Genomic DNA, 15,982 nt, shown 5'->3' on the forward strand with positions numbered 1-15,982 from the left:
ACTGCTGAATGACTACTGTTTTGAAAGACTTAAACGATTTATACGTAGGCCAAGTTCATTGCTGGATAACGGCTCGACTTTCACCACCAATCGCCAATTAGCATTTTCAATATCACGATAAGCTGCTAAAAAGGCAACGAATTGCGTAGATGGATTAAGCAACAAATTAAGTTCAGACTTAGTGCCAGGTACAAATTCGTGCTCTTCTTGCCCTAATAAGCTTGCACCCAATACCTTGACAGGATCTGAATACAGCGCAAAAAAATCCGCATTCTCAAAAACGACAGGTGAAGTTAATTCATATAGTTTGACAACAACCGGTGAGGGACGACCACTGTGATCAGGATTAGCATCTGGTGCGACCTCAACAGCTAAATCCAGTTTAGTCTCACTTTTAAAGCAACCCGTCGTCATGATAGCAACGCAACAAAGCAAGCCAAAAAGTAAATTGTATTGCCATCTTGCTAGCCACTTATTCACTGTTGGAAACCTCCAGTTTAATTATCCTGGTTTAATTTATTGATCTGTTCTTCATAAGCACAGGCAAACTCGTTACCAAATAACGCTTGAAATACATTTTCCTCTTCAAGAATATCGCGGTAGAACTCTTTATAAGCTTCCCAGTAACGTGCTCGCTTATTACCAAATGACATGCCCTTGCTTTTTGAATCATCAAAGCGCTGTTCTAACCGCTCTGGGTCCAAACGACTCAGCATATGGTTTAAAGCGGATCGGGTAGCCGCCATCACCGCCAACTGATGCTTGTCAAAATCCAGAAATGCTTCTTCAACAGCACTTTCAGTATCCAGATAGCCTTGCAAAGGATTAACTAACATTTGTTTAATCGCCTGGTCAGCACTGACACAAAACTTAAGAGGATTGTTTTCTTGTGTACGGATCATCGTCATCGACATACGAAACTCATTTTTGAGGTTCGCCCGTGTCATCATTAACCGAATTAACCCCTCTATCGTTTTATGAATCACTTTGCCAAGTGTAGCTGGTAGCTGATTGTATTGCTCAGCAGGTACATCCTTTGGATTAATACCCAACTGCAGCAGCAACTGGTTAAATGCTTTATCAGGTTTAACGGGTATAGCCGGCATAGTAGGCTGCTGAGGCGCATCCGTTTGTTTTGTAGAAGTAGCGGTTTGAGAAGCGCTTGAGTCAGGTTGAGTTCTGGGCTGCTCTTGCTGAGATACTGGCATCGCCGCTGATACATTGGATTTTGCTTCATACTGCTGCTCAACCTTGACCCGAACCGGCTTTTGCAGCTCAGGCTGTGGCCTTTCCTGACTGGCAATTGGTTGTGCCTTAGGCCTCTGAGCCCCAGACTGTCCCCGCCTGGGTCGAGGTGGTCGAGGTTTTGGAAATGCCTTCTGCCCAGCTGGTACCACATTGAAAGCATCCTGGCTTGCAGAAGCATCAGCTTTAGCCGACTTACTCGGCATTGGCTCTGCAGCAGAAGGCGCTTCAAATGCGGCTAAAATATCATCACCCGATATCACCTGCTCTGGATTATCAGCTACTAGAGGTTCTTCTCCACTCTGCTTTAAACTTTGATTTGGTAGATCAGAGGCTTCGGTTGAAGCAGAGAAATCATTGGCAAAAAGTGGCTGATCATGATCAGGTAACGGTGAGTCTTCTATTGCTCGATGGTTGCCCCAGGTAACTTCACTTTTCTCTTCACTTTTAGCTTTCTCATCAACAACGCGCGAAGCAGCCTCCGATGAATCTATCGCAGGTCCAAAGTCAGCCAAAAAGTCATCTGGTATTAAGCCTGTATCACTTTTTATTGCAGGTATTTCATTGACGGCTTGAGCTTGATGAGAAGTGTTGACTGCACTCTGCACTGACATAAAGTCATCAGGAATCAACGGCCCTTGGCTGTTTACCGGATTGCTTTGTGCTTGCTCTGAACCAAGGTCAACATGTTCAGCATCAAAGCCTGGCGGTGTAATATCTTCTTGTAAAAAGTTAGGACCTTGTGGCTGAGGCTCTGCGGTAATTGCAGATGACTCCATAGCACCAGGACCAGGATAGCCTGGGTTTGCTTGATTATTCCCCCCTTGTAAAAAACCATCAGGAATAAGCGGTTGTTCGGAATTATTATGCTGTGAGGGGGAAGCTATATAAGGGTCATTCGTCAACGGCGTTTTACCCATTTCCCCAATTGCCGGTGATGAGGCCGGAGATGACTGTAATGGTGTACTACCCAAACCATCAGCGCCAAAACCAGCTAATAAATCTTGATGAGCTTGAGGGTTGGGCGCCAAGCTGGAAGGTTCTGCTGTTGGTGGTTGAGGTGGAGGATAACCTGGTATGCCGATATCATTAGACAGTGGATCAGTGCCAACAGGTGTTGGTGGAATAAAACTCGAATCTAAAACAGAGTCATGGTCTGACTGAGCACCGCCAGCACCAATAAACCCATCTAAAGGATCAAAAGGTTGCTGGTTTTGATCTATGCTGGCATCTGTACTGAACGAATAAAGCGAAGAGCTACTTTGCTCTGAAAATGAAGCCAGTGGATCTAGTTCAACCTGAGTTTTTTGCGGTGTAATCAAGCCATTAAGATCATCCCCGCGTGTTTCAGCTGATAAGCTCGACGTAGGCACCAGGCTTGCGTCCTGAAGCAGCTCAGTTTCTATAACAAAGTCTGCCACTTGAATGTGATCACCATGCTGCAAGCGGACAGTATGGCCTCTACCAAGGGGTTCGGACGAATTGTTGAGATAAACACCATTGGTACTGGTATCCGTAATAAAGTAAGCCCCCTGCTCGTAAGTAATCGTTGCATGCTTACTCGATAAATGACGGTTCTTATCAGGCAACACCCAATCATTTTGACTCGCGCGGCCAATAGTTCCTCCTGAAGGTTGAAAAACCCTCATTTCATTTTGTCCCATTTCATGACGCTGGGGACTGATAACCTTCAGCAACAGTTCCACGTTATTGATCCTGTGTTTTTACTGCTTGCAACATACAACATCCGCAAATGGCACAGTGATATTCACAATGTTTATCACTCAAAAAGGTTTAAAAAACGAATTACAGGTAAGTATAGTTAATCGCTTCACAAAATTACTTGAACGAACACTACTCCTATAAATAATTTACAAGACTCGTATCCGCTGCAACTAGGAAAGAGCGATGACTTTCTAACAACATATATACCCAAAACGAAGGGTTTTAGGGGCGGCCGTCAAGCGATGAAGCCCCCGGAGCTTATATTAATAAGTGACTGGGGTGAAGAGCGCTGACAACAAACCCTAAAAATGATTCGTGAAGGGTATAGTTATGTGGCTATATTTAAACACAAAATTAATTGTTATATAGCGACCCAAAACATGCTTTAAAACAATAAACTACATGACTTATTTCTCACTATAATAATTATTTACACAACACCTGCTTAACTTAAAAAATTGTAAAACACTCACACATTCAGTATCTTTTAATAAAATGACTCAATTTAATAACCACATGTACTTTATTTCGTACTTTCAAACCTCAATTGAGTTATCGCCCACGTATTTTTTCAATATTAGAAAAAGAGCAAGAGCATTTATATAGACTCATATAGAAAGACATTACCGACAGGTTGGCTGTATATTTTTTAGTCAAAAACTAAGCATCAGCGTACATAAAAAACCTGTAGCATTCTTGAAAATGATCGCGTATAATGCGTGACCCTGTTAGGGGCCCTTAGCTCAGTTGGTCAGAGCAACCGACTCATAATCGGTTGGTCGCTGGTTCAAGTCCAGCAGGGCCCACCATACATACCCTCTCATCCTCTGAAGCAAACCGAGCATGTTCATAGATCGTTTCGATCATTGAATCCCTGTCCGCCCTTGATCCCTAATACTAACTTCGTTCTCAACACCCATTTCATAGCTTTATGAAAGCACTGTCACTGTAAACTCACTATGTGCAGCCAAATCTCAGATCATCGTTGAGTACCCTCTGATCAAGTGACAAGTATTTTGACTGAACATCAATAACATTGAAGAGTCCTGCGTTACTTTATTCACGCACCACTAAAGAGAATATGTTGCATTTCCTATTCACAACCCTATAATGCCCGCAAACCAGATTTTGAGAAAACGATGATTCACTTACATTCACAACAAGGTAATTTATATAGTTGGACGCCGGGGATGATAGATATTTCCCTGGAGAAACTCGTGCGTCCCTATTTTGCCTGCTAAGAATGTGACATCTGGTAGGCAATAAGCCTTCCAGACATCGTTTACTTACAGCATACGAAAACCCGGAAGGCTAAGTTAGCTTTTCGGGTTTTTTTTCGCCCGAAGAAAATAATTTAGAGCTAAAAGCTCAATAGCTACCTCTGTTCCCGTAACATAATACAGTCTATTGAACCTGCGATGGCACACTGATTAGAACAAAGTAAGTAAGCAAGGAAAAAATATTTAGGTGACGTTTAGAACGATTTTTTATAGATGATGAGCTTATTTTAACTGGTAGAGAAATTATGAATAATTGTCATTTTTTCTCCGAGATCCCTTGTCTCAAATATTGCATTTTTTGGCGATAGGAATCCACTCACCCTTAATAAAAAGCACGCTAAAATAAACCATATAACTCAAACGAATATCCACACAAAACCAAATAAAATTCTTACTTGAAATAAAATAATTCGCCAAGTATCGTTTAAAAAGATTCGCAAACACGAGCCAACATATACCCAATACGAAGGGTTTTTAAAATAGCTCGTGTAAAGTGCAATAGATTAATTAATATTTTGCGTATTTATTTTTCAATTGTACTCATGAATTAATATAAATAAATTTCCGAGGGTACACAGAAGAGACGTGGCGACTCTAGCGCGCTGTAAACGCGTGGCGAAAGCTTTGGTGGTTCGACTCCATCTACCCTCACCAATTATTGCCCAGCTAGCCCAATTGGCAGAGGCACCTGACTTAGAATCAGGATGTTCCCAGTTCGAATCTGGGGCTGGGTACCAATTTACGAATGGAGGTTGGCTTAGCGGTTGAGCACCGGACTTTTAATCCGGCATAGATGGGTTCAATTCCCATACCTCCAACCATTTAATGAAAGATTTGCTCAGCGGGTAATGCTCTGATGTTTCAAGCCTGATCATTGCGGAGCTGATAGCCCTAAGCATTTTCAAAGGAGGAAAATACCGTGCGGGTAGCTGTGAGTAAGCGCGGTAATTATAACGCTGATATATACTGCAATGATGGTAATTCCGCAAAAAAAATATTAAATGAACATAGCGTTTCTATTCTGGCAATTGATTTTTACTTAAATGGCCGACATAACGGCAAGGTTATTTTAGAGTGGGCCAGAGAAAAAAATTTACTTCCACGGTTTGTGGTGATAACAGAAAGTGATCGTGATAAACGCGTCTTGTTAGCTTTAACATTAACAAGGAGCGGCTATCGTACAGCAGATGGTACAACATTTATTAAAGGACATTGATAACGGTACCCTTCGTGAAGGGTATAGATAAAGAGTAATTAACATGGGCAGAGTATTACGACTAGATCTTTCAGGCACACCTACTTCTTGGCTTTCTTGCGAAGATGCTGCAGTGCTTTATGTAAAAGATTTGGTCAAATGGGAACTGGGTAAAAAAAATCTGATTTTATTGGGCGGTTTTAACCGTATAAGCGGTGAACAGTCTTTTTTAGAGATCAGTCCAGTTATTGCAACAAGAGGTGATATACACCACCGACGTCGTACAGCAGGGTTTAACAATCAAATGCTGTTTCGTCGAGATAACTACCAATGCATGTATTGTGGTACTCAACACACTCACGCGGAATTAACGCGAGATCATGTTATACCACGATCAAAAGGTGGTCCGGATATCTGGGAAAATGTTGTAGCAGCCTGCCGGCGATGCAACCAGTTCAAAGCAGACCGAACACCTGAAGCAGCTGGTATGGCATTGTTGGCAGTACCATTTCGGCCCAATGTTTTTGAGTCAATGTTCCTTGCACAACATACGGTACTTGCAGACCAAATGGAATATTTGGAAAAGCAATTTACGGGTAACCGGGATTGGAAAGCCGCTTAAATGGCGGCTTCATCTGGAACATAGATAGTATGGATATTAAAAGGAAAGTATTGGGGTAATTAGACATGAATACCCCCAATAAGGAAGTAGTATGCGTAAACTAGTTACAGTAAGAAAGGTGGATGCAATTTCATCCATACCCGATGCAGATGCCATTGAATGTGCAACGGTTGAAGGTTGGACTGTCGTTGTCAAAAAAAATGAATTCTCTGTTAATGATCCATGTGTATTCTTTGAAATTGATTCATTTTTACCAATAGAAGATGAGCGTTTTGCATTTCTTGCAAAAAATAAAATTACTTGGCAAGAGAAGGAAGGTATTCGCTTAAGAACGATGAAATTACGAGGGCAACTCTCTCAAGGATTAATTTTGCCATTAACGGTATTTCCAGAAATTATGCTGCAAATTGATGGTGCTGAATTATCTGATATTCGAGATCGAGACTTCAGTGGACTACTCAATATTGAAAAATGGGAAGCACCTATTCCTGCATGTTTGTCTGGAGAAGTACATGGTGGATTTCCAAGCTTCATTCGTAAAACTGATCAAGAGCGTATTCAAAACTTGCCTGATGTTTGGGTGAGTGAGTTGAACAGTTTATTTGAAGTTACAGTCAAACTTGACGGGTCCAGTATGACTGTTTTTCACAACGATAGTGAAATAGGTGTTTGTGGCCGTAACTGGTGGCTAACAGAAACACCAGGAAACTCTCTATGGAAAGTGGCACGAGCTTCAAGATTAATTGATTCTCTGAGCCTTTTAGGTAAAAACATTGCGCTGCAAGGTGAACTTATTGGCGAAGGAATTCAAGGAAATCCTGAGAAACTCACAGGCCAAGCATTCTATTTGTATGATATCTACGATATCGATGCACAGTGCTATCTTGGTCATCATGACCGCCATGCGGTTGTTAATGAATTACGCTCATATGGTGGACAGCTGGAACACGTACCTCATGTTACTGTTGATAAACTCACAAATATTGGCAGTGATTTGGAAACATTACTGGCTATTGCTGATGGGCCATCATTAAACCCAAAAACACGACGAGAAGGTTTGGTGTTTAAAGAAGTAAATGGACGACTTTCATTTAAAGTCATCTCAAACTATTACCTTCTAAAACACAGTTACAAATAGATATAGGGCTAACCTTAGCCCCATACCTAACAAATACCATAATTATTTAATTTGATAGATTACTATCTAATTAAATACTTAACTTTAAAACTTAAAAGATCTAGTTCTGCGCTTGCAGGACATAGATAAAAAATAAATTATTATATTTAAATAAGTTATCAATGTTTTTTAGATAGTTTTTAAGAGTTGGCCCACGATGTGCAATATCATGGGCGAGGCTATGATTGATCTTCCTTCTATACTCTCTTTCCATGAAACTAGATCATTCGCTCTCCTCACTTTAATAGGCTATGGCAAACGCTTCCTTCTAACTGCCCTAAAGGCAGTCGACTTAGGATCGACCTGTTTAGCGTTGCTGCTCTCTTATTAATTTTTTAGGAACTCATTATGGATACACATAAAATTAAAATCAGCTTAACTAAGCTAAACGGATTGGTTGTCGATTCAGGCAATGATAACAATCAAAATTACGCAGCAGTATTAACCCTCAATGCGGAAATGATGCAATTAGGGTTTGTAATGACTAAGGCTTTGTTTGAAGCCTTAGAAAAATCTCCATTAGCATTAATTAAAACGCTTCACGAAAAAATGCTTGGTTATTTAAAAGCAATGACTGGTAGTGATGTAACGCATCGGCCTATGTATCCAAATTTCCCAGAGCAGGTCATAAACACCTCCTCTATTGAGCTATATTTTAATGCTCTATGTCATTACTGGACATACGGCCAATGGCTGCCTGAATATAAGTCACTATCTCGTTCCTCTGCATTTGAAGCGATAAAGTATCGTGAAATTGACGTTGTTACTGAAACCAGTTTTAGAAATATATTCACAACGTTAGTTGCATCTGCAGACTCATTATCTGATGAAGACAAAGGAATAATCAGCTGGTTTATCCGTCATTACGATAACCTTCAATACCCAGATGATATTCCATTTGCAGAAAACAAATGTGTGATTATCGCAGAATTAATGCAGCAGGAAAAACCTATTTTTCATTTAGTTAAAACTGCAACAGATGTATTACGTGTGGCCACTTATTTATCGGAAGGCGATGTTTCACTGGCAACAAATACCAAGTTTAAATCGCTGCCTCGTAAATACCGAAAGTTACTTGTAAGAGCGCTTGAAAAAGTCATTAATGAGGAAGATATTGGTCGTCACCGAAACAAGTGGGTGCGGTTATTTCATGGTTTACATGTTGGTGAACTGTCTAATCACGTTAATGCCATCGCGAAAAAAGCACGCAATAATGAAACGCTGGCAAGCTTCTACAGTAAACTGGAAGCATTAATCAAAGTCAATGATTTCAAATCTGTTGTTGATTTATTACGTCAGCGCCCAGGTGAGTTTGGCCGACGCCTTGATCAGACATTACGAATGACTGAAAACTGTGAAGATCAAATTCTTGTAGCGAATGCATTCTTGGATATTGCCGATAAAATACCAACAAGAAACTTACTGCAGCTGCTAGGACATATTGGTAGACGAGCCTCAGATGTTGATAAACGTGTGATATTTCCAAAAGGTAACGTGCAAAAAGCAGTATTGGTGAATGCGCCTCTTGAAGCATTGGGCAAGTCCATTGTATTGCTTCTTAAAAAAGGCATTGAGTCTCGCCTAATTGAGCGTTTTTCGAAAAAAACTTCATTAGGTAATGTTTGGATAGATCCAGAGCTTATGCATTGCCCTGTTCCTTCACAGCAACGCAGTGCAGCTGAAGGTTTATTTAATGTTGCAAGAGGCACTCGTTTACCGATTGGTGATAAAAGCACATTGCGATTTTTTATTTATTGGGTTGGGCTTGATATCGACTTAAGTGCATCATTTCATGATGAGCAGTTTCAGTTAATCGAGTATGTAAGCTATACCAATTTAAAATCGCAAAAGTACAAAGCCTATCATAGTGGCGACATTACTCGTGCTACCAATGGTGCCAGTGAATTTATTGATATTGATATCAACAGTGCTTGCCAGTGTGGTGCTCGCTATGTGGTCATGAATGTACTTGTATTTAACGGTCCTACCTTTGAGCAGCACGAGACTTGTTATGCAGGCTGGATGACGCGCTCAAAGCCTAATAGCAATGAAGTCTACGATCCTAAAACGGTTGAACAAAAAATTGATGTACGCACCGCATCACGCAATGTGATCCCTGTTGTATTCGATTTACTGGAACGCAAAGCGATTTGGGTCGATATTGCTATGAAAGGGCATAGATTTTATGGTGGCAATAATATTGAATCCAACTACGCATCAATCGAAGAAAAGCTTGAAGCTGTGATCACTATGAGTCATAAGTTATCCTTGTATGACTTATTTTCATTGCATACCAAAGCGCGTGGCGCCAGGGTTAAACACCGTGATGAAGCTGATACGGTGTTTTCATTGGATGAAGGCGTTACACCGTTTCACATCAATGATATTAATGCAGACTATATCGATTGATAACAGCGAGGTGAGATTTCACCTCGCGATCAGCTTTTCTTACTAGTATGTTCTATTGTTTGTTAGCAAAATCAGTAACAATATAAACATCAGTAGCCACTAAACATACAATACGCGATGTCAACACCAATACTCAACTCGACTGAGCAGTGGGAAGAAGAACTGCAAGCCTTGGTAAAAAGCCATTTTACAGCAGCACAAGAGCGTGTTGATAAAGTTTATGCAGAGCACTTTGCCTCCTTACGCCGTGTGCTTCACCGCCACTGGCAGCATCGCAAAGATATCCCTCGCGACCTTGCTACGATTCCCAGAGCCACATGGCGTCTTGCTAAACGGTTAGCGGGAAAACACATCGAAAAACCATTATCTCTAAGCCAGAAAGAAATAGAAATTAGTCAAATACTGATTAATGAACTGCTTGATTTACCTTCGCTTGAACAAACAATCATAACCCACATCACCAAACACCCAGATGTTAACCCCGAAGATTGGCTGGAAATAAAACAGATCATTGACACCTATACACCAGAACAGGCCCAACAACATCTACAGCAAGCACTCAGCCGATTAACAATAACACATGAAGGTAGCCGGGATATGGCTATCTTTTTTACCTTAGGGCTAATCGGTCGTTCTTTCAGCGATAAGCTGGTCTTCGGCAGTGCTTTAGGTATCGGTTCTGCAGCAGCGACGAGTCTTTATATCAGTCAACAGTCGTATTGGGGGGCGTTATGGGCAAAATGGGCTGGTGTACCAACCTGGATATCAGTCGGTGGTGCTGTCAGTGGCGCTCTGGTGTTACTAGCAGCAACGCCACTCATCGCACCATTAACTGAGTATGGTGTAAATAAATTTCGCGCTAAAAAATTCCTACACGAAGTGATTACTCGTGTAGAAAACAGCATCCTGCAAACTAAACCTGATGCCACCAGTATTATTGCTCACATTGGAACCTTTATACAACTACTGCCGGATTTACTTACAGCCTTACGGGCAATTCGTTAAATTAGTATAAATAATAAGCGTGTTGTATACACACTGTATCAATGCCAAAAAAAGGTTGGATGACGAGCATTGAACTATTTGTCACAAAAAGGCTGCAACTAAGCCTTCGATAAGGAATTCTTTGCCTGTTCGAAGACTGTTATTCAGACTTTGGGCAAAGAAACGTTAGAAGGAAGGTTTTTGTGTAAGCTACTCTATAATTGTTATATGGTTTTGATCTGAAAAAAATGTATATTTTAATGAATTTTTTTTGTTTCGACTTTATTTCGTTTATCCAATGAACGCAGTCCGCCAATACCCAGCATACCTGTAATGATGGCGAATAATGGACCCCGGTCAAATACAGGTGGCGTTGTGTAAGTACAAACGTCTGCAGTGATTTGCATATCAATATGGCAAGGAATCCAACCCTGAGCTTGTCCTAAGGCCCACCCCCATACCATCATTGGATAAAATATAAATTGATAGGCTAAAGCGATTCCCCCCACCCAACCAATAAAAGGTCGCCATCCTGCCACAAAAACACTTTGGTGTTGTGCCTCAGTCATGTTAATTTTAGTTTGTGCTTGAATTAAATCAGCTTTTATTTTTTTATCTTCATTGGCAATTTTTAACCGCTCTTCATCAGAGGTAAATAAGTCATCTGCCAACTCACCAATTTGTTTTATGATTGCTGTTGTCCCTAAAAGTTTCATAAGACAACTGCTAATGCTCGATTTAACCAACCCAATAAAAACTTCTCTTGGCTTTTATCTTTTTTAACTATTTCGCGATAGCGTGCTACTTTTGCTAAGGCATATTTATTCACAAATAACTCTTCTTCGGCATGATTAAGATGGCAAAGTGTTTGCTGACCAAGAATACCATCAGGAGTTGTGCTCACAACAACCTGAGCAAGCTTAACTGCAGTTTTAATTCCTGAATTTACTGAAAAGTCAAAAATAGATGTTGCAATTTGTTGATTATGTATTTCATCTCCTTTCATTTTTTGCCAAAAAGCCTGTTGATAGAAAGTATAAACCATTTCTGTCAGCTTAGCGTTATTCATATCATTTTTATCAAGAATAGCCCAACCGCTCCAATAAGGATGAAATTTACGAGAAATACCGGCGTACGTTTGCCCGCCTTTATCACCTGACACACAGTGATTAATATACCCTCCCTCATTGCGAATCATGGTATCAAATGCAGGGTTAAAATCAGCCATACTATTTAGCTCCTCTATTTAAACTGACTATATACACAAAGTTAAAACAAATCAGTAAAAGACTATTATCATGATTAAGTTTGCTTAGGCATTTATTGTTATCTGTTAAATAATTGGTTTAATTATTTTTTATAGCGGCAAGCAGCACCATTTTGAGCGCAAATAAAGCACGTTGCAATTACCCAACTCCATCAGGGCTTTTTTAATATTCTTAATGCCAATCGGGATAGGACAACTTAAGTCGTTGCTGCTCACGAGTCACGTCAACCAGCGCATCATTGAATGCTGAAACCTGTTTATAATCAGGATTAATTAGGGGGCTATTGTCTTGCGCTGGAAGCTTATCAATATCTTCGGCTTGTGATGAAAGCGTATCTTGGTCTGAAGTACTGTCTTGTTCGTGATTTATATCGTCATCCGCTGCATCAACCTCTGACTTATCTGAGTCCGCTTCAGCATTTAATTCAGTATTATTATGTACCTGTTCGCGCTCTTTTTCCTGCTCCCGTTGCAGCGAATCCAGTTTATCCACCCATTTCTGACGGTCTTCATATTCCCATTCAGGATCTGCGCCACCCAAAGAAAATAGTGCCTGTTTTAAAATATAAAGTAATCTCGTCAATAAGCCAGTATCAGCAGATAACATCACCTTATTTTTTTCTAAGGCGTCATCTACTGCTTTAATCGCATCATGCAATTGTTGTTCTGTCATTTTTTCCGGTGGCGTTTCACTAATGGCTTTTAACGCACCTTGAACAGCAACCCCTCCGATTGGCCCTTCCGTCTGTTGCTGACGAGCAATGTGTGCTTCGGCTTCTTTTACATCTTCAATTGCGGATTTTACTCGATTTATTTTTGCCGCCCTTTCAGGGGAATTGGTTTCATCTTTAGGTTCGTTATCTGAAGTATTATTGGATTTAGATTGGATTAAATCTAATAATTCTTCTTTATTGGTTATCTCCTGCTTAAACTCCACTCCCGCCAGATCAAAAAGAGCTTTTTTAAGCGCAAACAACATACGCTGTAATAAAGATCCTCCTTCTGGTGCCAGAGTTTTGCCCTCTGCTATGGCTTTTTCAACATCGTCCAATGCCTTAGCCATGCCCTCTGCATCTAAATTATCCGCATCAATACGTTTAACGGTTTTTAACGTTTCGTTATTAGGGTCAGCCGTGGGTTCACCCCGCTGTTGACGGTTATACGCGACTTGCTGTTGAGCTTGCCGAACACCTTCAACGGCTTTAGCAACCTCTACTTGTTTTTGCTTTGCCATTTCTCCAGTTGGTAACTCAGCATTGCTTGTTTCTGAATCACCAGACTCTTTTTTTCGTTTTTGATCAACTAAGTCTTCCAGCTCTCCTTTATTTTTAATAGAGAGACTTCCACCACCTAATTCTATTAATGCTTTTTTTAATACGGCCAATGCTCTCGCTAAAATACCGGCATCTGCCGGCAATAAAATTTTCCCATCGCCGATGGCGGCATCCACACCATCAATGGCTTTTTGTAATTCATCCGCTGACATTTCCACAGGCTTTTTACGCGCCAGCTTTGTAGCACTGGATGTGGCCGATGCAATGGCAGCACCACCGACCTTTGCAACCGTTTTCGGTAGAGCGGCATCTGCCTGTGCCTCGTTTAATGCTTTAGATGCTTTTTTTAATCTATGTTGCGATTGGGTATCTAACTCTGAAGCTTCATCTGATTTTTCATCGTTTTCTCCACTGTCATTTTGATCCTTAATGCCAAAAGCCTTCTCATTAGCGTTTTTTCTCTTCTTTTTTTGTTTAGACATTTTTTTCTTGGCTGCTGACAGAATCATAGATAGTCCTTTGAATAAGGTTTGTAATTAGACACCATGTGTAAATAGATTTTTTTAGGTAAAAAAACCAGCTTACACTGGTTTTTAAAGTGTTTTTTTAATGCTTTTGAATAAAAAACTAATACAGTTACTAGGGCCTAGGCCAGCGCAAGCAATAACTGTTTTAAATCTTTACGCAGTTTCTTACTCCCCACCAACCTCTGGCGAAGGTTTCGTATACTGGAGCTTGCACTGGCATAGGACTTCAACTTAAAGGCTGACGCAATCGCAGATAGAGTATGCCCTCCCTGCTCTTGCGCCAAGAACATAGCCATTGCTCGGCCGGGATGACTTACATTCCTGCCACGTACAACTTCGTAAAGCGTGTTAGGCGGCACTTGATAATAACTAGCGACCACAGCCACTATCTCAGTGATCGATTTTCGACTTTGGTGTTTTCGAATATCTGGCACATCAATGCTCTCTTCCATGCCTGCCAGTACTCGACTCTGAAAATCTTTATCTCCCAAAATAAGGGATAACCCCTTTTTGCTGTAGAATTTTTTTAATTCATTATCCACACCCGCCTCGACAAATGCTTTATATCGAGCCCGCTGATTCTTGGTTCCTCGACCACCCAATATGTCCGTTTGAATCAACCAGTCAGGTCCTTTCACTTTTCCGATAAAAGCTGGATAACTGGACCAACGATACTGCGATATCTGCTTAACCAGCTTAGCATCCAGCGGATTTAGGTGAATGTAACGAGACAAGTGTATCCAATACGCATCAGCATCTACGACTATCGCTTTATATCGCCCACGAAATAGTGCTCCATCTTTCTTCTGGGTTCGATTAAAGTACTGTGTATAGACACCATTTATATGCCGCATAATGCGCTGAAGATTGCCCTCAGGCGTTCGGATCATAAGGTGATAATGGTTGCTCATCAAACAATAAGCATGGATTTCAGCGCCAAAGCGAAAACTCACGTCCCCTAACAATGACAAAAAATAATTTCGCTGTTCATCCGTGAAGAATATTGTTTTCCGCCCAGTACCACGATTCATTACATGGTACCAGGCACCTTCGAACTCTATACGTAATGGTCTGCTCATCATGCAAGTTTAGTAAACCTAACTATTTATTACTAGACTTGACCCCTTTTCACTTTCGCTGTTCATCCGTCAAGAATATTGTTTTCCGCCCAGCACCGCGATTCATTACATGGTACCAGGCACCTTCGAACTTTATACGTAATGGTCTGCTCATCATGCAAGTTTAGTAAACCTAACTATTTATTGCTAGACTTGACCCCTTTTTTCCTCGTTCCTCCTCTACCCTGCAGGGCAGCCAAATTCCGACGATTTTTGCCACCAGTATACGAAGTATCCCTCACGCTCCGAGCCTTTTCTCTTGCTGTTCTAAATGCGTCCTGAGCATCCCGTATGCTTGCATCTTCAGGCACTTTAGGCACAGCCCCAAGAAGACCATCCTGAATACCTTTCCCAATAAGACTAAGCCCGAGAGCTGATCCTCGGCTCACAAAGTCAAAGTCATCTCGGGCTTGCTCAAGTATCCGCTGTTGGCTTTGCAATTCTGTTCTGGCTCGGGTTATATCCGTATCTAATAACTCCATTTTTTCTTCTGCCTCCTTCAATGCAGCCCTCGCTTCACTGAGTTTAATATTGGCCAACTCTTTATCCGTTGCTTTCACTGCTTCGTCACTATCCAGTTTTTCTACATCTTGAAGAAGTTTTTCTACAGCCTCACTCAGTTCATCTATCCTCATGGTTGTCGCCACACCCTCCTCATACTTTCTATCATAATCACTAAGTGTGAGTTGAAAGTCTTTGTTTTTATTTATCAACGTATCGTATGATGCATTTAACTTTTGCCTTTCTTCATTATCCTCAGTTTTTCCTGCTCGTGCTAACGTTGCAGCTTCCTGCCCGACATTCTCCAACCTTGTAGTTTCCTGAGTGGTAAGCGTAATTAGTTCTGACACCCCGTTGTCAACAGCAATTGAATTTTGACCCACTTTTCTGGTAATCCAGCAATTTAAAACTGACCCACCCTACGTTTGGTTTCGTTAATTGGTTATTGTTACGTTGGTATTCATTTCAGGTGTAATACCAGCCATCTTTTTTCCCCTTAATCGGTAACTATGGCCGCTAATTTGAACTATATGTGCGTGATGTAAAAGACGATCTAAAAGGGCTGCAGTGAGTGTTTGGTCATTGGCAAAGGCTCCTGACCATTGCGAGAAGGGTAAGTTGCTGGTCACGATGATACTGCCATATTCATAGCGTTTAG

At 41.0% G+C, this 15,982-nt stretch carries 13 protein-coding genes and 4 tRNA genes; 9 read left to right on the forward strand and 8 right to left on the reverse strand.

Annotated elements, in window-relative coordinates; all coding sequences use genetic code 11:
* Window positions 1-12: 12 nt before the first annotated feature.
* A complete protein-coding gene (gene tssJ, locus F607_RS29490; RefSeq protein WP_051311420.1) occupies window positions 13-480 on the reverse strand; it encodes a type VI secretion system lipoprotein TssJ in 468 nt (155 codons plus the stop codon).
* Between the two features lie 17 nt (window positions 481-497).
* A complete protein-coding gene (gene tagH, locus F607_RS0112400) occupies window positions 498-2,951 on the reverse strand; it encodes a type VI secretion system-associated FHA domain protein TagH (RefSeq protein WP_027708343.1) in 2,454 nt (817 codons plus the stop codon).
* 751 nt (window positions 2,952-3,702) lie between these two features.
* Between tagH and F607_RS0112405 the strand changes: the two genes are divergently transcribed.
* The 9 genes from F607_RS0112405 to F607_RS0112445 all read left to right on the forward strand — a co-directional run bounded on the left by F607_RS0112405 (window position 3,703) and on the right by F607_RS0112445 (window position 10,658).
* Window positions 3,703-3,779: transfer RNA gene (locus F607_RS0112405), tRNA-Ile, on the forward strand.
* A 1,037-nt stretch (window positions 3,780-4,816) separates the two neighbouring features.
* A tRNA-Tyr gene (locus F607_RS34080) sits at window positions 4,817-4,904 on the forward strand.
* 6 nt (window positions 4,905-4,910) lie between these two features.
* A tRNA-Leu gene (locus F607_RS0112410) sits at window positions 4,911-4,987 on the forward strand.
* Between the two features lie 9 nt (window positions 4,988-4,996).
* Window positions 4,997-5,071: transfer RNA gene (locus F607_RS0112415), tRNA-Lys, on the forward strand.
* 98 nt (window positions 5,072-5,169) lie between these two features.
* The gene (locus F607_RS0112420) at window positions 5,170-5,466 is read left to right on the forward strand and encodes a response regulator (RefSeq protein WP_027708344.1); all 297 of its coding nucleotides are present in this window, start codon (window positions 5,170-5,172) and stop codon (window positions 5,464-5,466) included.
* Window positions 5,467-5,509: 43 nt separating this feature from the next.
* Complete coding sequence (locus F607_RS0112425; protein ID WP_027708345.1) at window positions 5,510-6,067, forward strand: HNH endonuclease; 558 nt, start codon at window positions 5,510-5,512, stop codon at window positions 6,065-6,067.
* Window positions 6,068-6,158: 91 nt separating this feature from the next.
* Window positions 6,159-7,205, forward strand: coding sequence for an RNA ligase (ATP) (locus tag F607_RS0112430; RefSeq protein ID WP_027708346.1), 1,047 nt, complete (start codon window positions 6,159-6,161; stop codon window positions 7,203-7,205).
* 387 nt (window positions 7,206-7,592) lie between these two features.
* Window positions 7,593-9,653 carry a TerD family protein gene (locus F607_RS29495; protein WP_051311422.1) on the forward strand — a complete coding sequence of 687 codons (2,061 nt, stop codon included), beginning with the start codon at window positions 7,593-7,595 and terminating at the stop codon, window positions 9,651-9,653.
* Between the two features lie 117 nt (window positions 9,654-9,770).
* Complete coding sequence (locus tag F607_RS0112445) at window positions 9,771-10,658, forward strand: hypothetical protein (RefSeq protein ID WP_027708347.1); 888 nt, start codon at window positions 9,771-9,773, stop codon at window positions 10,656-10,658.
* 236 nt (window positions 10,659-10,894) lie between these two features.
* On the opposite strand, the gene F607_RS32830 is transcribed toward F607_RS0112445, so the two are convergent.
* The 6 genes from F607_RS32830 to F607_RS29510 all read right to left on the reverse strand — a co-directional run.
* Complete coding sequence (locus F607_RS32830; protein ID WP_051311424.1) at window positions 10,895-11,353, reverse strand: 3TM-type holin; 459 nt, start codon at window positions 11,351-11,353, stop codon at window positions 10,895-10,897.
* Window positions 11,350-11,865: a glycoside hydrolase family 108 protein gene (locus tag F607_RS29505; RefSeq protein ID WP_051311426.1), complete on the reverse strand. Its 516-nt coding sequence runs from the start codon at window positions 11,863-11,865 to the stop codon at window positions 11,350-11,352. Before F607_RS29505 ends, F607_RS32830 begins: the two co-directional genes overlap by 4 nt.
* Window positions 11,866-12,076: 211 nt before the next feature.
* Window positions 12,077-13,687 carry a hypothetical protein gene (locus tag F607_RS0112460; RefSeq protein WP_027708348.1) on the reverse strand — a complete coding sequence of 537 codons (1,611 nt, stop codon included), beginning with the start codon at window positions 13,685-13,687 and terminating at the stop codon, window positions 12,077-12,079.
* A gap of 137 nt (window positions 13,688-13,824) precedes the next feature.
* A complete protein-coding gene (locus F607_RS0112465; protein ID WP_211233636.1) occupies window positions 13,825-14,787 on the reverse strand; it encodes a transposase in 963 nt (320 codons plus the stop codon).
* A 173-nt stretch (window positions 14,788-14,960) separates the two neighbouring features.
* The gene (locus F607_RS0112470; RefSeq protein WP_027708350.1) at window positions 14,961-15,707 is read right to left on the reverse strand and encodes a hypothetical protein; all 747 of its coding nucleotides are present in this window, start codon (window positions 15,705-15,707) and stop codon (window positions 14,961-14,963) included.
* 51 nt (window positions 15,708-15,758) lie between these two features.
* On the reverse strand, window positions 15,759-15,982 hold a 224-nt coding region (locus F607_RS29510; RefSeq protein WP_038291201.1), incomplete at its 5' end, for an ATP-binding protein.

Source organism: Zooshikella ganghwensis DSM 15267 (assembly GCF_000428585.1).
Lineage (GTDB): Bacteria > Pseudomonadota > Gammaproteobacteria > Pseudomonadales > Zooshikellaceae > Zooshikella > Zooshikella ganghwensis.